The sequence below is a fragment of the Leptospira ainazelensis genome (assembly GCF_016918785.1).
GTDB lineage: Bacteria > Spirochaetota > Leptospiria > Leptospirales > Leptospiraceae > Leptospira > Leptospira ainazelensis.
In genome coordinates, this window is sequence record NZ_JAFFPT010000045.1 from 190,882 (window position 1) to 208,638 (window position 17,757).

Here is a 17,757-nt window from a genome sequence, read left to right on the forward strand (position 1 = left end):
TTTCTCTTCCGGAAAAAAAATCCCCGCTCCATTCGACTTTTTCGACTTCAAAAAATTCTTCTCCTAATAAAAACGTTTCAAAAAAAGAATCCAGAGAAATAGGAACTCCTCATGATCAAAAAAATTTCCGGAAGAATCGTAACACACGAAAAAGATTTTCATGGGACTGTGGAATGGGATTCTTCCACCGGATTGATTCATTCGGTTCTGGTCGGATTGGAGTTGGATGTTCCCGAAGAAAAGACAAAGGACGAGGTTTGGTTTGATCCGAATGAGACTGTGATCTTTCCCGGCTTCGGGGATATACATATTCACGCAAGGGAAGACGAGAGCGGTAAACACACTTATAAGGAAGATTTTCTTTCTGCGAGCGCGGCAGCGATCAATGGAGGAGTGATTCACGTTGCGGATATGCCGAACAATCCGATTCCTCCCGTGGACGCTGAAAGTTATTTCAAAAAAAGAAAACTGGCGGATAAGTCGCCGATTCACATAACGTTGTACGCGGGGATCGGGCCGAATACGAAACCTCTGAAACAATCCGTTCCTTATAAGGTTTTTATGGGACCGAGTATCGGAGAATTGTTTTTTCATAACAACCAAGCACTCGAGGAGACGATTCGCAATTACGAAGGCGAGAATATCAGCTTTCACTGTGAAGATCCTGAAATTTTGGAAAAACATCAGGATGAAATTTTGCACGAGGATCGCCGTCCTGCGGAAGCGGAGACAATGGCTACGGATTTTGCTCTGTATCTGATCGAAAAATACAAACTGAGAGGAAAACTCTGTCATTATTCGACGGGGGACGGTTTGGAAAAAATCAAAGCCGCAAAAAAGAAAGGATTGAAGATTACTTGTGAAGTGACTCCGACTCATTTGTTTTTCGACAAATCGATGTTAACCGCTGAAAATCGAAATTGGTTTCAGATGAATCCTCCCCTTCGAGGAAAGGAAGATCGTGAGAGAATGCTGGAAGGAGTCAAAGAAGGTTGGATCGATTATTTAGCCACCGATCACGCGCCTCACAGTATCGAGGAAAAACAAAAAGGAACCAGCGGAATTTCCCAGTTGGATACATATTCACTTTTTGTAACATGGTTGATTCTCAGCGAAGGGGTCGATTTGAAAACGATCGCAAAGATTTGCTCCAAAAATCCGGGAGACTTTGTAAACGAATATCTTCCTGAAAAATACGGGAAAGGTTTTGGAAGAATCGAGGCCGGATACGCCGCAAACTTTACGGTGCTGAACTTAAAAAAAACGAAAACGTTTCAGAAAAAGGAAATCAAAAGTAAATCGGGATGGTCTCCGTTTGAGAACTTTACCTTTCCCGGTTCGATAGAAGCCGTTTATTTTATGGGGAATTCGATTCGATCGTAGAGAAACTAGAAACGTTTAGTTTTTATAGGAGTTCCTACATTTGAGTAGAGGAACTTTTTACTTGCAAAAGTCGAGTTTTCTGATAGAGGAAAGTCTCCGGAGTTTTCCCGCCACCGCTCCCCTCCACCCAAAAATTCAGGGCGGGGCCGCGACTTTCACGGTGGACTGTCGTTGTTACGACGGGACTTTTTTCGGATCTTTTTCCTTTTCTTTTTTTTCTCAGTAACGGAAAACCTTAGCTCCAATGACGGAGAAGAATCGACTTTTGAAACCCTAATTTCTCGTAGATTCCTTTTCCCATTTCTGTTGCGTGCAAAATTATAATTCCGGAAAATTCTTTCCTGATTTCCTCTAAGATATATTGCACCAAAACGGAAGCGTATCCAAAACCTCTTCGTCCTGGATCGGTCGTGATCGAATATAATCCGAAAGATTTTTCGTTAAAGAACGTCATACCGGTTGTGACCAAGGTTTGATCTATAAAACCTCCGAAAATTCGAAAGGAATTTTGATCCAATAATTTCAGATAAAGATTTTCGCGATCGTTCGATTCAAAGGAAACGTTTACGATTTTGAGCCAGCTTCTTAATTCTTCTTTACTTTCGATTTTTCTAATATTCAAATCGCTACCGGAAAATTTTCTATCGGAAAGAATGGGGTTTCCGGCTAAATACATTCCCCACTGTTCGTTGCAGTCCCTGTATCCGAGTTCTCCGAGAATATTCTCATGATAGCGAGAATCCAGGAAGTCGAGTACGTCCGATCGGAGACCTTCTTCTCTAAGAGATAGAATCTCTTCTTTTAAAGAAATTGGAGAGAGTCTTTCTTTCAAAACGATTCTTGTGAACCAATCCGAATCCGCATTGGAATAAAAAACAAAATTCTTACGATCCAAAATCCGGGACCCGATCAGGGTAGAAAGAACTCTGTGCAAGTCCGTATAATTTTTTGCGACCTCGGAAATTTCAGGACTCATAATTAAGCCGGCGCGAGAATTTTTTTCTTCCAGTGGTGTGCGCTTTTTCTTCCTTCTTCCAAGGCTTCCTTTCCGTGTTTGAGTTGATTCGCGTCGATATAGGGGGTTACGGTTTCGATTCTTAAAATTTGTTTTTTATAATGTTTTGCCAGCATCTCCTTCAATTCTCTCGTTTCATTTTCTATGATCTGAACCGAAGAATGGAACGCGCGGATCATCGCCTTTTCCGAATGACCTTTTTTGGTTCGGACGCTGTGAACTACAATTTTGCGGATCGATTTGTCTAAGATCAATTCTTTGATCGGTTCCTGGTCGGCGACGCCCCCGTCGATGAATTCTTCTTCGCCTAACTTCTGTATTTCGAATAGGAAGGGAAACGTCATAGATGCAAGGATTTGATCGATTAGATCTCCTTTTGTTTTGAGTTCCCTGATTTGTTTTGTGATGTTTGAAACGGAAACTCCCATTGGAATGGGAAGATCTTCGATTTTTTTATGACCTAAATGGGGTTTTAATAATTCTTTGATCTTTTTTCCGGAAAGAATTCCCGAGTAATTTTTAAGACCTTTTCGAATGGGTTTTACGAAATTTGTGATTAGATTTCCTTCCCAGAAATCCTTTTTTTTTAAGTTTAGAATCAAGTTTGTCATCTCTTCCGAGGGAACGCCTGCCGCGACCAAGGAGCCGATCAAAGCTCCCGAGCTACATCCTGTGATCTTAGAAGGATGGAATCCGATTTCCGATAATCCTTTTGCAAAACCCGCGTGTGCATAAAATCCGAAAAACGCCGAGTTGAAAGTAAGGGCCGTAAATTTTTGTCTAACGTGTATTTCAATCATATTCTATTTTTGGAATGTAGTTTATTCAGGAAGAATTTCTTCGAATATCCAGTTGAAATAATCCCGATTCCCTTCCAACAAAGGAAGACTGACGATACAAGGGATAGAATAACTATGCAAAGACTTCACTCTCAGTGTGAGTTCGGTCATCAGTTCACTTTTGGTTTTTAAGATAAGGACAACTTCAGAGGAGACGACTATTTTTTTTTCCCAGTGATAGATTGACTTCATCTTAGGGAGGATATTCGCACAAGCCGCCAGTCTTTCCTCGACCAAAGTTTTTCCAATTTTGAGAGCTTCTTTTTCGCTCTTTACGGTGATATAAACGAGTCTTGGTTCCATAGTATCCCTCTTTATTTTTCGACAGAATTCCGGATTTTTTCCGAGAGTTTTTTGGTCTTTTCTCATGTTTTAGAGAATTCTTACGAAACTATAAGTATGAAGGAATTACTTAGAATCCGGAACACAAAACTCATCAGCAAACGTTTCCTTCATAAGCCGCGAACGTTCCTTTTTCTTTTTACATTGATGTCTCTGATACCTCTTTTTTCCGAAGAGCCGGAGAAGTTTCTTTTTCGTTGGAAGTTGATTCCGGGTGAAACAGTAGAATTAAACGAGTATCATAGAGTACAGTTGTTAAGTCAGGGAAGAAAGATCAGAAGAGAAGATAAGAATCGGATTCTTTTGGAAACGCTTTCTTGTGAAAAACAATCCTGCCTCCTTGATGCATTCTTCGATACATACAGCCGTTTTCCGGAAGTGGATCCCGCTTTTAGAAAAGATAAAACTTATAAGAGTCAATTTCAAATCACTGAGATAGGGCAGTATAGGGTTCCTCAAGAATACGCTATGCCTAACCTTCGTTCACTCCCGAGTTTTTCGGAAAAACCCGTTGCAATCGGAGAAGAATGGACACAACCCGCGATTGAAAGTTTTCAATTTCCGGGCGGAAGAGTGATGATTACGGTTCTTGCAAAATATAAGTATCACGGTCCGGATCAATGGCAGTTTCAAAAACATTCCGGCAGCGCTGATAGAATCGAATATAATTATACTCTTTATTACGATTCTCAAACGGGGCAGGAAGGTGTCCCTCTGAAGATATACGGATTTGCAAGGGGAATGGTTTACTTTGATCGGAACTTGGGACTTCCTCAATACAAAAGAGTACAACTTGTCTATACCTTCGTTTATCAAAACGGATTAGCGCAAGAGATGTCCTTCGATATACACGGCGTTTATCGAAAAGACGTGAAGTTAACCGATACCGATAAGGATAAGTTTGCGGAAGAGATTAGAAAGATCCTCGGCGGCGAACTTTCCACCGGCATCGAGCCGGGAAAAAATACGCTTAAGAATCCGAAACGTCAGCCGGGTCGCGAAAGTTTAAATTGGCCCGAAGAAGAGGACAATCACGCTCGCCCTCAAAACGAAAAAACTTCGGAACCTTCGGTTGAAATACGAAGAACGGAAGAGGGAATCGCGATCTCATTGAACTCAGTCCTTTTTGATTACAATAGCTCCGAACTAAAAGAGGAAGCAAAGCAAGAACTGGAGAAGATCGCTTCCGTTTTAAAAAAATACGGAGATCGAGAAATTCGAATCAGCGGTCATACCGACAATTCAGGCGGAGAAGAATACAATCGAAAACTTTCCAGAGAAAGAGCGCTTTCCGTCCTAAAGGAACTTCGAGACAGACAAGGTCTTGAAGAAAAAAGAATGTCTTACGAAGGTTATGGGAAGAATAAACCGATCGCCGACAATACCACGATCCAAGGCAGGCAGAAAAATCGTCGGGTGGACATTACTATCGTAATGGAATAATTGGGTTTTTTCGCCGTGAATACAAACGTTAAGAGGGATGTTCGGAATTTGATTCCGATCGTATCGACTAACAAAATGGATACGATTCTTTTCCTTTTGTAAATTATTTATCGAGTTAATCCATATTTGAACGATCGAAATTTCTTTCAGGTTTGATCTATTAATTCTTGCAAATTCTGATTTGTCGTTTATCTAAGACCCTTCGGTGGAAGCAAAGGTGAATAACGGCCATAAAAGAAATTGGAAATCCTTTCGATATCGATTTCTCTTATCAATTTTGTTATTCGTATCCTCCCAACTTTTCTCTTTTCCTACCGTTCTCACTAAGGATTGGATGCTCTCTGCGGGCAGAAACACGGATCTTTCCGTCGATGATTCGACTTGGAAAAAATTGGATTCGCTTCCGATTCCAAAAGAGAGGATTAAAAACCTTTCTCTTCCGGAAGATTCCCCGTATACGATCACCCTACTCAAAAAAATCGAAATTTCTAAAACCGAGATCGATGAGCTCAACTCGGACGGGCTTTCCTTACATTTTCCATTATTTACGAACGTTTATGAAGTCTTTTTTAACGGAGTGAAGGTGGGAGAGGGAGGTTTGATTTCCGGCGGAAGAATTCTCAAAAACGGGTTTAAGAGACACGTCATTCTTACGATTCCGGAGGATAAGGTTAGAATCGGAAAGAATGAAATCAGAGTGGTTCTTTCGGCGGATCCAGGGGAAGAGCTTGATGCATACGCAAGTTTTGATTCTACACCGGTGCTTTTAGACCTTCAATCTAGAAACGCGTCGATTCTTTCGGAACGTTCCACTTTGATGCTTTTGTTTTTATATCTTTTCGTCGGTTTTTATCATCTCCTTTTTTATTTCAAACGTCCCGAGGAGAAATATAATCTTTTCTTCGGGCTTTTTTCCATTCTGCTTTCTGCATATATTTATTTTCGAAGTAATTCCGTTTACGAGTTAAACTTGGATCCGTTTTTGCAAATGAAAATCGAATATATGATCGTATTCAACATACCGACTTTCTTTCTGTTATTCCTGGACGCCTTTTTCGAATCCAAGATCAGTTCGATTTCCCGTTTTTATCAATTTTTTGCGCTCGCGCTTTCTTCTTTGATTCCGTTTTCGAGCAGAATTATCTGCGTCTTTTTACTTCAGGTTTGGCAGTTTTCGATATTCTTATTCGTATTTTATTCTTTATATATCATGTTTAGAGCGCTGATCCGGAGGAATCAGGATTCGGTCCGTCTTTTTGCGGGTTTTACGATTTTGATAATTTCCGCGATTGCCGATTTGATCGGATCTATGCAATGGTTTCCCTTTTTAGAAAATTATGGACTTCTAAAATACGGTTTTTTCACTTTTGAGTTGGGTATCGTCTTCATTCTCGCGAATCGTTTTCTTCGGGTCCATAGCGAGGTGGAAGAATTAAACCTGGATCTGGATCAAAAGGTAAAAGAACGAACAGGGCAATTGCAGGAAACTCTAAGTCAAATTCAGGAACTGAAGGTTCAACAGGACGGGGACTATTTTCTTACTTCCCTTTTATTGGATCCGCTAAACCGACATCATCTTCAAAACGAATCCATTTTTCTGGAGGGTTTTAGCCGTCAGAAAAAACAATTCGAGTTTAAACAATGGAAAAAGGAGATCGGCGGAGACATCATCATCGCGGACGAAATGGTTTTAAAAGATCGAAGATATCTCGTTTTTGTAAACGGAGACGCGATGGGAAAATCCATACAAGGAGCGGGCGGTGCTTTGGTCTTAGGAGTTGTGTTTCGTTCTTTCCTTTCGAGAACTAAAACGGTTTCCTCTTATAAATCGAAACCTCCCGAAGTCTGGCTCAAGGATTGTTTTTCCGAACTTCAAAATATCTTTGAGTCTTTTGACGGTTCTATGTTGGTTTCGGTCGTTCTCGGTTTGGTTGATTTAGAATCCGGGATTTTTTATTTTTTAAACGCGGAACATCCCTGGACAGTTCTTTATAGAGACGGAGTCGCCTCGTTTATCGAAGATAAATTAGAACTTCGTAAAATAGGAATCACCGGTTTGGAAAGCAAGATGAAAGTAAAAACATTCTTTCTGGAAAAAGGGGATTCTATCTTTATCGGATCCGACGGAAGGGACGATTTGTTATTGGGAATCGACCCGGACGGAACCCGTTTGATCAACGAAGACGAATCTCAATTTCTAAAACGAATCGAGGAATCCAGAGGGGACTTAGGCCTTCTCGTACAATCACTTCGTAATTTTGGAGAACTCACGGACGATTTGAGTATCATTAAATTCTCTTATTTGAAAACGCCGATTCGTTTTCAAAACGTCGCGGATTCGAACTCTGAAAATTTCCCGGATGAGATCTATTTAAAGTATTTGGAAAACGAAAATTGGGAAGAGGCGGTTTACCATCTTGAAAATTTAAAAAATAAACTTTCGGGCCGACCGATTTCGGCGGGTATTAAAAAGGAAATGGCGAAAGTATATTATAAAACCGGAAAGTATGAAGAAGCCCTTGTTCTTTTTGAAGAGCTGATTTCGAACTTCCCGGAAGACGTTGAAAATATGTTTCTTGCTTCCTTGATTTATAAGAGGTTCAATCGGTATCGTCAAGCAGTCGAGCTTGGGGAAAGGGTTCTGTTGAGAGAACCTGAATTTTTGAACAACGTAGCTCATCTCGCGGAATCTTATCTTTTTATTCATAAACGCGAAACGACGATTCAACTTTTGGAAAAAGTGGATCAATTGGACCCGACCAATTCCCACGCAAAAAGAATAAGAATTCAAATGGGAAAACCCCTTCCGGATCACAGAAACGGTTAAAATAGGTTTTCGCTTAACAATTTACTGACGTCGATCTGATTGCTGATATGTTCGATCGTGTTCGTAGTCGCGATTAGTTCGACGCCGGAATTGACCAATTCTTGATATGCGTCGTCCGCAAAAATCCCGTGAACGCATACGCAGATCGCGGGTTTCATTCCCGTTTCTTTCAGATGTCCGATCGTTTCGAGTAAGGTCTTCCCGGTTGAAATGATGTCGTCTATTAAAACCGGTGTGTGGTCTTTGAATTTTTCCAAACGAGGTATGCTGACTTCCACTTCTCGGTCCCCCTTTCTTATTTTTTCCAAAACGGTAAAAGGTGATTTGGAAAGCTCTGCAACTTCTTTTACCCATTGACTGCTTTCCGAGTCGGGCCCGATCAAGATAGGTTTTTTAATTTCACTTTGAATGTAATCCGCAATCAAAGAGGTTGCGTGCACGGATTTGCACGGAATTTTGTAGATCTCGTTCAAGTCCTTGATTCTATGAAGATGCGGATCAATCGTAATCAATGAATCGGTGTAACGGGATAATAAGGTCGCGAAATATTTTGCGGTAATTCCCTCGCCGCTTTGAAATACCTTATCCTGTCTCATATAACAAAGATAAGGCGAAATGAGATGAATCTTTACCGCTCCCAAGGACTTGGCCGTTTCGCAAAAAAATATCAGAGAAAGAATTTTAGAATCCGGCTGATTCAAAGAGCAGACAAGGTAAATTTCGGATTCTTTAATGTTTTCAAGAATTCTGCAATGGGATTCGCCATCCGGATAATTTCCAAATTCTACTTCGCCGATCTCGAACCCGGAAAGTAAGGAAATGGATTTTGTCAAAGAATCGTTTTCAGGAAAAGAAAATAAAATTCGTTTCATATCGTTTATTAAAGAATCGTTATGATGTCTATTTGAGTTCTCAAATAGTCGGATGCGTATTCCAATTCGCCGACGGATTCCGCGTGGATCGTATAAAGAAGTTCTCCTTTTTCGATTTTCCTTCCGATCGGAGATAGAAAGTGGACTCCCGCAGACGGAGAACTGGGAGCGCCTGCGAGTCTCGCGATTTTAGCGATTCTTCGGTTGTCGATTTCGGATACGATACCCGCTTTTTCGGAAAGAACGTTGAGATGAAACTCCGCGACGGTGGGCTCCTTTATTCCGCCTTGAGCTTTACAGATCGCTTCAAACTTGTTCCACGCTTTTCCGGATTCTAAGATTTCCTTTGCGATTTGGATTCCGTTTTGACGTTTAAACACATCAGAAAATTCTAATATGGCCGCAGCCATTAAAAGCGCCCTTTCTTTTAGGTCGCTCGGGGCGTCCGGTTCGTTTTTAAGGACCGATATACAATCTCTGATTTCCAACGATGGGCCGATTCCTCTTCCGATCGGTTGAGATCCGTCCGAAATAATCACTCTGACTTTCAATCCGACCGACTTACCTACGACCGTAAAATAGTATTTTAGCTTTTCTGCATCTTCTTCGGTCCGAATTTTTGCCGTTTTTCCTACCGGGATATCGATTACGACGTGTGTGGAACCGGCGGCGGCCTTTTTGGACAGAACCGATGCGATCATCTGACCGAGACTGTCCACTTCCAAGGCCCGTTCAACCCGAATCAAAATATCGTCTGCCGGACTCAAACCGATGGAGCCGCCCCATGCAATACAACCGCCTTCCTGTTCCACGACCGATTTCATCTTTTCAAGAGTCAAGTTTACCGTCGTGACGGCTTCCATCGTATCTGCGGTTCCTGCTGGAGAAGTAATCGCTCTCGAAGAAGTTTTAGGAATCGTAAGCCCTGCGGCTGCGATGATCGAAACTACGATAGGAGTAGTTCTGTTGCCGGGGAGACCGCCTACACAGTGTTTATCGACGATTACTTTGCTGTTCCATTTCAAAATAGAACCTGCGTGAATCATAGCTTTTGTGAGAGATTTGATTTCTTCTAAATTGAGGTGATCACCCGAACAAGCCGTGATAAAAGAAGCGATTTCAATATTAGAATATTTTTCATCCTTAATGTCTTCTATGATCCTGTGAAAGGCGGCTTCGTCCAGACGGTTTTCATACATCTTGGATCGGACGTCGTGCATGGACTGGACGGGTTGTAAGTGGGAAAGCCGAACACGATCTCCTTCTTTTGCGTTTACCGCTTTCCAAGCGCTATTTGAAAGTCCGGCTTCGCCTTTGTGAAGAATTTTATTCTCTATGATGTTGAGAGAGGCGATGATCGTTTTATCCCCGACTGTTACTTCCACTCGATTGAGTGCAACAAAACCTTCCGATTTACAAACGGGGCAATCCCTTCTTAAAAAAATTACGTATTCCTGGTTGGTATCGATTCCTAAATTTTTGAGATAAAGAGTCTCGGTTCTTTCTTCCATTCTATAATTCCAATTCTATAATATCGAATAAGTTCGGTACGGTGCATTTCCAATTGAAAAGATCCGTAAGTTTAACGCGTAGAGAGTCCGAAGCTCCCTTTTCACCGTGAACGATAAACGTTTCGGCGGGTTTGTTTTCCAACGCGCTCAACCAATCTATGATTTCTTTTTGATCCGCGTGAGAAGACAAACCCTCTATCAATTGGACCTGGGCCTTTACTTCGTAAAATTTTCCATAGATTTTTACTTCGTGGTTCCCTTCTTGCAATTGTCTTCCTCTTGTCCCGGCGGCTTGAAAGCCGCACAAAAGAATCGTCGAATTCGGATCTTCCAAATAATTTTGAAGATAAGTAAGAACTCTACCTCCGGTCGCCATTCCGCTTCCGGCGATTACGATCTTAGGGGAACGATTCTCCGCAAATTCCAAAGTTTCCTTCATCGATTCCGTCTTTTGAAAACAATCCCAAACTTGTGCACATTCGATCGGAGAAAGTCGATGCCATTTGGTGTGAGTCTGAAAAACTTCAAAAACGTTTCTTCCCATAGGACTGTCCATGATCATCGGAACGTCGGGAATTTTAGATTCCGATTTTAATTTCCAGAGAAGATACATGAGGCTCTGCGCTCTTTCCACCGCAAAACTCGGTAGAATCACGGTTCCTTTTCTATCGAGAGTTTCGTTTAATATTTTTGTTAATTGCTCTTCCGGATGTTTAGGATGAATTCTATTTCCGTAAGTACTTTCGATAAAAAGATAATCCGCCTTTTTCGGTTTCTCCGGCGGGAAAAGAAGAGCGTCTTCGGGCCTTCCTACGTCGCCGGAAAAGACAAAAAGTTTTCCGAAAATTTCCATTTCGATGAATGTCGCGCCGAGGATATGTCCGTTGTATTGAAATCTTGCGCGAACACCTTCTCCCAAATCCTTCCAGTGATCCAATTCGCAAGAATAAAGATATGTAAGAGAAGCGGTCGCTTCTTTTAGATCGTAAAGAGGAACAGCCGGTTTATGTTTGGAGTAACCGCCTCGATTGGCGCGGTCGGCTTCTTCCTCCTGAATTTTGCCCGAATCTTTCAAAATGATTTCCGCGATTTCAAGAGTGGGAGGAGTTCCGAGAATTTTACCGCGAAAACCTTGTTTGACGAGTCGAGGAATGTATCCCGTATGATCGAGATGACCGTGTGTAAGCAATACCCAATCGATTTCGGAAGCGTTTACCGGAAGTGTGCTCCAGTTCAGAAGTCTGAGTTCTTTGAGGCCTTGGAAAAGCCCGCAGTCCACGAGAATTTTTGTTTTACCAGTATCGATTAAATATTTGGAACCGGTTACGGTTCCGGACGCGCCTAAGAAGTGAATTTGAACGGGTGAACTCATTTCTTAAGGGACGGTTCTGAAAAGAAAAAAAACAATCAGAATATTCTTAAACCAATCTTGATATAAATCATCGAGCCGCTAAGAATTTTCCAAGACCGGTTTTTTTGCCCACTTCATCCAAGACGTTCCCGTTTTGAACGCAGAGATTTCCGTTTACGAAAACCGCATCAACGGCTTTATCGTTTCTTCGGACCAGACGAACGATTCCCCCGAGCTCTTTGAGAGGAGCCTCGTGAATTTCTTCGACTGAATTGTCCAGGCCTTCCGGATTTAAAATTACGATATCGGCTCGAGAACCTTTTTCCAGACGGCCCGCGTCGATTCCAAACCAATCAGCGATTTCACCGGTCAGTCTCCAGATCGCTTTTTCCAAAGTTAAGAACGGTTTGCCTTCTTTGATTCCATCGTTGACGAGCCGTAACATACGAAGAGGAAAGTTGTAATGAGCCATTCCGCGAAGATGTGCGCCTGCGTCCGAAAAACCGATCAGGACGTCGGGATGACTGATGATAAATTTCAAAGGTCCGGGTCTATCGTTTGCGATAACGGTGTACCATCGAATATCGTTTCCGTATTCCGCACAAAGATTGAGAAACGTATCAACGACGTGTTCTTTTCTTTCTTTGGAGATTTGATAAAACGTTTTACCGATCAAAGAAGAATCCGGACATTCCACAACGGTCGCTTGATTGAAGTCCCGGTGAAAAACTCTAGGAAGAAAAAAATTGGTCCATTGTTTTCGAAACCACTTACGATATCCTTTATCGAGAAGGAGTTTTTTTCTTTCCACGAGATCTGCGAGGTGGATCGCCGCGGTGCCGGCTCCGAATTCTTCAAAAACGACTACGTCTACGCCGTCCGCATAAAGATCGAAAATTTCCGGAAGCGCTTGGAAGCGGAAGTCCGCACCTAAGAAACGATTGATCAAACGGGCGAGTCCCGCTACAAGTCGATAGAGAGTACGATTGGATCTCGGATCCATTAAGGAGATGATCGTAGTTTTTAATTTTTTACGAAAGACTCCGATACTTTCCCAGAAAAATAAGAGGACGTTGATTTTCGTGGAAACGTTAGGCACTCCTTGAAAGATTTTACCATTCTCCCTAAGAATCCGATTAAAACTTCTAAACTCGGACCAGGACGCAAACGTAGAAGGAAGGGGTCTGCTTCGAAAGCGGGTTCCGTCCATCTTATCCCAGCGAAGAGTGTTGATCGAAAGACCGAGATAACCCGCGTCGATTCCTTCTTGAAGAAGAGATTTCATACGAGTCATTTCTTCCTGTGTGGGTTTTACATTTTTACTCAAAGATCTTTCCAGGCCCATCACATACGCGCGAATGGAAGAATGCCCGACAAAAGAAGTCACGTTGGGTCCGAGGGGCAGTTGGTTTAAGTGATCCGTATATTCTTTGAGAGTGTTCCAGGTTTTTTTCTTTTGTAAAAGAGGAAGAACTTGTTCTCTCGGAATCGCTTCCACTCTCGAGAACATATCCGCCAAATCCTCCGGAGATCCCAAAGCCAGACTCAGAGAACAACTTCCGAGCGTTACGGTCGTAACTCCGTGACGAAGGGATTCGGAAAGGGAAGGAGCCGCTTCGATTTCGGCGTCATAGTGAGTGTGAAAATCGATAAAACCCGGAGTTACCCAGCGTCCTTGAGCGTCCCAAACGTTTTCGGCGGAATTTTCATCCAAGGGAGAAGGGCTGATTTCCAACAATTTTCCTTTGGCAATTCCGAGATGACGAACCGCCGGAGGGGTTCCTGTTCCGTCGAAAAATAGTCCGTTTTTTATAATCCAGTCGTAGGCTTTCATTCTTGAAAAATCTCTCCTCAATTGCGTACGTTAGGTGCGCTTTTCTTTGTGGATCGGACGCGTTCTCGGATTTTAGTCAAACATTTTAATTTTGTGAAATTCTATAGTTAAGTATAATGATTAATAATATATCAATCGTTATGGATAGAATTGCTCAGAATCCAGATTTCTGCCATTCTAATGTATTTCTCAGATAATGCGAAATTATAAAACGACCCAAATGTTAAAAATTGGATGAACTAATGTTCATTATATAAAAGTTATATTTTTTCTACGAATGCTCTTGACAGACTTTTGCCAGGGTTTAATTTCTTACTTCGGTGTAACAAACACTATAAGCGAAGAAGACCAAAGCGAAATCTACAAAAAGAGAAAATACAAATAGTGAAGAGAATTGAGGTAATTGAAATGCGCAAATTAAGCTTATTGATCCTTATGAGTTTCCTTTTAACAGGTTCTTTAATGGCATCCGGCGGTGGGTCTTCTTCGAAACCATTATCCGGTTCGTATCCGATCGTTCTTTCCCACGGATTATTCGGTTGGGGAGCGGATTCCAGCGGAGTTATCAACATCGTAAATTATTGGGGTGGAATGGACACTTATTTGAGAAATCAAGGTGCGACCGTTTATGCTCCTACCAAAACTGCGGCTCAGTCCAATGAGACAAGAGGCGCGGAGCTAAGAGACAAGATCAACGTTTATATGGCCGCAAACGGCTTTAGCAAAGTTCACATTCTTGGTCACTCGCAAGGTGGTCTGGATAGCCGTTATATGGTTTCCAATTTAGGAATGTCCGGAAAAGTTTCCACTCTGACTTCGCTAAACTCTCCGCACAGAGGAAGTCCGATCGCAGATATCGTGAGCGCCGTGATTCCAAGCTGGGCAAAACCTTTTGTTTCTGCGGTTCTTGGTGTTGTCGTTCAGTTGGTGTATGGCGGTGGACAACAGGACGCAATCAAAGCGTTGAATTCTTTGACTACCAGCGGAATGGCGGCTTTCAACGGTTATACTCCCGACAAATCAGGCGTTAAATACTATTCTTACGGCTCAACCATCAGCGTTCCGGATCTAATTCAGCATCCTTTGATGGGGATTCTTTATCCGGCTTGTTGGGCGGGCGGGGTTTTTAACGGACAAGGCGGTTCTAACGACGGTCTCGTTCCAGCGACTTCTCAAAAATGGGGAACTTGGAAAGGTGGACCTTCTTACGGAATTTTCACCACAGGTGTGGATCACCTCCAGGCTTCCAATACTCTCCTTTCCGGTCAGACTTGGTATGACGTAGAAGGGTATTTCCTCGCAATGGCTTCTAACGCTAAAGCGAATCAATAGTTTCCTAAAATTCCAGTAACGTACAAGATAGGATTCCGCGTTCAAACGCGGAGTCCTTTTTTTTTTACTTTTTCTCCGTTTTTATCGACTAACTACCAATAGTTGTAGAACAAAAATCAGAGATCCGATTTTATACCATTCCCTATGAAACCTTCGTTTGCAATTTTAGGTTCCGGAAGTATAGGAACCTATCTCGGATGTAAATTGTTAGCCGCAGGCAATTCAGTGACTCTCTACGGTAGGGAAAGAATTCAGAATGAATTGAAAACTTTCGGAGCCAAAATCACGGATTTTAACGGCGGTGAAATTATTCTTTCTGCGGATTCGATTTCCTATACGACCTCTCTTCAGGGAGTTTCCGACGCGGATGTTTTTTTTGTTACCGTAAAATCGAAGGACACAAAAGATCTCGCCCAAGAGCTGGGAGGAATTCTTGAAAAAAGACAGAAGAAACACTCGGTTTCCAGCGCACTTCCGCTCGTTATCAGTTTTCAAAACGGGGTTAGAAACGCCGAGGTTCTGAGAGAAAGTTTAAAAAATCTTCCCGTGGAAGTTTTAGCGGGAATGGTTCCTTTTAACGTAGTTTCCAAAGGAAACGGTCACTTTCACCAAGGAACCAGCGGGAATCTAGTTGTGGAATATTCCCGATCCGGACGTTCCATCGTTTCAATTTTAAACCGGGCCGGTCTTTCAGCAAATACTCATAAGAATATCGGAGGGGTTCTCTGGGGAAAACTGATCTTTAACTTGAATAATTCCTTAAACGCACTTTCGGGACTGACTCTAAAAACCGAAATTTCAAAACCGGGTTACCGAAGAATTCTTTCCAAACTTATGAAAGAATCTCTGGAAATTCTAAGACTCGCGGAAATTCGTCCGGTTCGTTCCGGGAAAATGATTCCATCTTTGGCGCCTTATATTCTGAATCTTCCCGATTTTCTTTTTTTTAGAATCGCCTCCGGAATGGTGAAAATCGATCCGCAGGCGCGTTCTTCCATGTGGGAGGACCTGGTCCATAAAAGGCCGACTGAGATCGATTCCCTAAACGGAGAAGTGATTAAACTCGCCGATGTGATGGGGCATCCCGCGCCCCTCAATCGCGAAATCGTTCGTTTGATCAAAGAGGCCGAAACCAATCCTAACCTCTTGAATTTAAGCGCGGAAGAATTGGCTAAAAAGATGAAAATTAAGTTGGATTAGTTTTTTAGAATATTCCAAATTGATTTTGTTTTGTCGGTTTCTTTTCGGACGTATTTTTCTTCCCATTCTTCCAAACTCAGTCCTTCCTTTGCCGCCTGTTTTTCCCTAAATCCGTTTAACAAGGATTTGGTTATCGGATAACCCGCGATCGAGGCGGGAATCCCGATTAAAAACCCTCCCAAAAACATCGGAGCTCCCATGTCGTTTATCAAAAACGAACTCCAATATTTTAGTCCTTCGTATAATTCCAGAGAGCTGGAATGGTTGATAACTTCCAAAATACGATCAAAACTGATCACAGACATACTCCATCCGAGAAGATTGTAGGCTACGGCTCCGGTAACATAAAAAATATAATAGAAAAAGGGAAGTGTCACGGGATTTGTAATCCAAATCATTGCGATTGCGATCGGCATATAAAAACGAATTCCGACAACCCGTAGAATGACCCAAGTGATCAAACCGAGATACATTTGAATTCCGATGAGCGGAGTGAGAGACCAGAAAAGTCCTATCGAAGTTCCTAAACAAACCTCTTTGACCGGTGCGTGCGATTGTTGGAAGGGAATGATGATTTGTTGATGGATTAGTCTATAAACTGCTTTTATCATGATCGAAATCAAAGATTGGATTTGATTCTTTCCTTTGTATAAGTTTGTAAAGCGTTCAGATATTCTTTATGAAGCGGGAAAATCTCGATCGCTTTTTTAATTTCTTCTTCTGCTTTGACCGGATCCTTTCTCTTTTCAAAATAAAATTTAGATAACAAAAAATGGGATTCCGACTTGAGAGCTCTTCCTCGAAAAACTTTGGTAACTCCTTTTTCCAGAGAGGAGATCGCTCCTTCCGAATTTCCTTCCATGATCAAACACAAGCTAAAGCCGTAATAAGCGTCTCCTTTGTCGGAAAGCGAAATCGAGTTCTGAAATTCGCTCAGACTTTGTTTTCTCAAATTCTGACGAAGATAGAGGCTTCCTAAATTTTCATGAAGAATGGCTTCGTTGTCCGGGCCTTTTTCTTTCGCGATGTCGAGCGCTTCTTGAAAGATTTTTTCGGCTTCTTTGTAGTCTTTGCTGGATTCGTAGACAAGTCCCAGACCTCTTTTGCAATCCAAAGATTTTGGATCGAGGATGAGGCATTTTTTGAAATCTTTCTCCGCAGCGTCCTGATTTTTTTGGAGATAACGAATCCAACCGCGAATATACAAAAGCTCCGCAGTATCGCCCTTTTGTTTGAGACTTTCTTCCGCTTTTTGAAGCGCTACGACAAGATTGTCTTTTTCCGTAAGATCTCGAATTTCCAAAATGGAAATCGAATCCTTTTTATTGCAGCTTACAAAGAAGAAGAATAACGAAATTGTAATAAACGTAAAACGAAGAAGAATTCTAAAGCTCGAAATTGTTTTTTTCATATCTGTATTAAAACCTTTTTCTCAGGAACCGTATCCTTCACCCATAAATCAGAAAAATCCGTCGTAACAACGACAATCGCCGTGCAAGTCGCGCGCCCCGCCCTGACTTGGGTGGAGGGGTGGGTGGTGGAAAACTCCGGGCGACTTTTCTCTATCATAAAATTATTATTTTGCAAATAAAAAGTCTTCCTTCGTCGGAACTCCCACAACGATTCATATTCGGTCGTGTTGATTCCAAATAGCTTCCCCTATACAATGAGAACGGACTTTCTTCTTAATCTTTGCAAAAATAAATATCGATTTTTCTTTCGCTTACACAGAAAGATTCTAAGATCGTTCGGTAAACGCAATCCGGAAAGCGGAACAAAACGTCTTTTTTCAAAGAATCTTCGATTCA

At 42.0% G+C, this 17,757-nt stretch carries 14 protein-coding genes; 5 read left to right on the forward strand and 9 right to left on the reverse strand.

Features of this window, described 5'->3' with window-relative positions; all coding sequences use genetic code 11:
- Window positions 1–111: 111 nt before the first annotated feature.
- A complete protein-coding gene (locus JWG44_RS12040) occupies window positions 112–1,383 on the forward strand; it encodes an amidohydrolase family protein (protein WP_205275199.1) in 1,272 nt (423 codons plus the stop codon).
- Between the two features lie 235 nt (window positions 1,384–1,618).
- Here JWG44_RS12040 and JWG44_RS12045 read toward each other — a convergent pair whose 3' ends face one another.
- Genes JWG44_RS12045 through cutA form a run of 3 tightly spaced genes read right to left on the reverse strand, consistent with a single transcriptional unit; the run spans window position 1,619 to window position 3,540 of the window.
- Window positions 1,619–2,359, reverse strand: a complete 741-nt coding sequence (locus tag JWG44_RS12045; RefSeq protein ID WP_205275200.1) for a GNAT family N-acetyltransferase — start codon at window positions 2,357–2,359, stop codon at window positions 1,619–1,621.
- Window positions 2,360–2,361: 2 nt separating this feature from the next.
- Window positions 2,362–3,195 carry a patatin-like phospholipase family protein gene (locus JWG44_RS12050; RefSeq protein WP_205275291.1) on the reverse strand — a complete coding sequence of 278 codons (834 nt, stop codon included), beginning with the start codon at window positions 3,193–3,195 and terminating at the stop codon, window positions 2,362–2,364.
- 24 nt (window positions 3,196–3,219) lie between these two features.
- Entirely contained in the window at window positions 3,220–3,540 is a 321-nt protein-coding gene (gene cutA, locus JWG44_RS12055) for a divalent-cation tolerance protein CutA (protein ID WP_205275201.1), read from the reverse strand.
- 96 nt (window positions 3,541–3,636) lie between these two features.
- Between cutA and JWG44_RS12060 the strand changes: the two genes are divergently transcribed.
- Entirely contained in the window at window positions 3,637–5,022 is a 1,386-nt protein-coding gene (locus tag JWG44_RS12060; protein WP_205275202.1) for an OmpA family protein, read from the forward strand.
- A 334-nt stretch (window positions 5,023–5,356) separates the two neighbouring features.
- A complete protein-coding gene (locus tag JWG44_RS12065) occupies window positions 5,357–7,849 on the forward strand; it encodes a SpoIIE family protein phosphatase (RefSeq protein ID WP_205275203.1) in 2,493 nt (830 codons plus the stop codon).
- On the opposite strand, the gene JWG44_RS12070 is transcribed toward JWG44_RS12065, so the two are convergent.
- The 4 genes from JWG44_RS12070 to JWG44_RS12085 all read right to left on the reverse strand — a co-directional run bounded on the left by JWG44_RS12070 (window position 7,846) and on the right by JWG44_RS12085 (window position 13,417).
- Window positions 7,846–8,721 carry a ribose-phosphate diphosphokinase gene (locus JWG44_RS12070; RefSeq protein WP_205275204.1) on the reverse strand — a complete coding sequence of 292 codons (876 nt, stop codon included), beginning with the start codon at window positions 8,719–8,721 and terminating at the stop codon, window positions 7,846–7,848. The two genes, JWG44_RS12065 and JWG44_RS12070, sit on opposite strands and share 4 nt — an antisense overlap.
- A gap of 8 nt (window positions 8,722–8,729) precedes the next feature.
- Entirely contained in the window at window positions 8,730–10,232 is a 1,503-nt protein-coding gene (locus tag JWG44_RS12075) for a thymidine phosphorylase family protein (protein WP_205275205.1), read from the reverse strand.
- Between the two features lies 1 nt (window position 10,233).
- On the reverse strand, window positions 10,234–11,604 hold the full coding sequence (locus JWG44_RS12080) for an MBL fold metallo-hydrolase RNA specificity domain-containing protein (protein WP_205275206.1): 1,371 nt from the start codon (window positions 11,602–11,604) through the stop codon (window positions 10,234–10,236).
- A gap of 67 nt (window positions 11,605–11,671) precedes the next feature.
- Window positions 11,672–13,417 carry an N-acyl-D-amino-acid deacylase family protein gene (locus JWG44_RS12085; protein ID WP_205275207.1) on the reverse strand — a complete coding sequence of 582 codons (1,746 nt, stop codon included), beginning with the start codon at window positions 13,415–13,417 and terminating at the stop codon, window positions 11,672–11,674.
- Window positions 13,418–13,825: 408 nt separating this feature from the next.
- Here JWG44_RS12085 and JWG44_RS12090 point away from each other — a divergent pair, with 408 nt between their 5' ends.
- Window positions 13,826–14,749: an esterase/lipase family protein gene (locus JWG44_RS12090; RefSeq protein ID WP_205275208.1), complete on the forward strand. Its 924-nt coding sequence runs from the start codon at window positions 13,826–13,828 to the stop codon at window positions 14,747–14,749.
- Window positions 14,750–14,893: 144 nt separating this feature from the next.
- Entirely contained in the window at window positions 14,894–15,949 is a 1,056-nt protein-coding gene (locus JWG44_RS12095) for a 2-dehydropantoate 2-reductase (protein ID WP_205275209.1), read from the forward strand.
- Here JWG44_RS12095 and JWG44_RS12100 read toward each other — a convergent pair.
- Window positions 15,946–16,560, reverse strand: a complete 615-nt coding sequence (locus JWG44_RS12100) for a DUF2062 domain-containing protein (RefSeq protein WP_205275210.1) — start codon at window positions 16,558–16,560, stop codon at window positions 15,946–15,948. The two genes, JWG44_RS12095 and JWG44_RS12100, sit on opposite strands and share 4 nt — an antisense overlap.
- Window positions 16,561–16,568: 8 nt before the next feature.
- Window positions 16,569–17,360 (reverse strand): tetratricopeptide repeat protein, encoded by a 792-nt coding sequence (locus JWG44_RS12105; protein ID WP_205275211.1) that lies wholly within the window; start codon window positions 17,358–17,360, stop codon window positions 16,569–16,571.
- Window positions 17,361–17,757 lie beyond the last annotated feature (397 nt).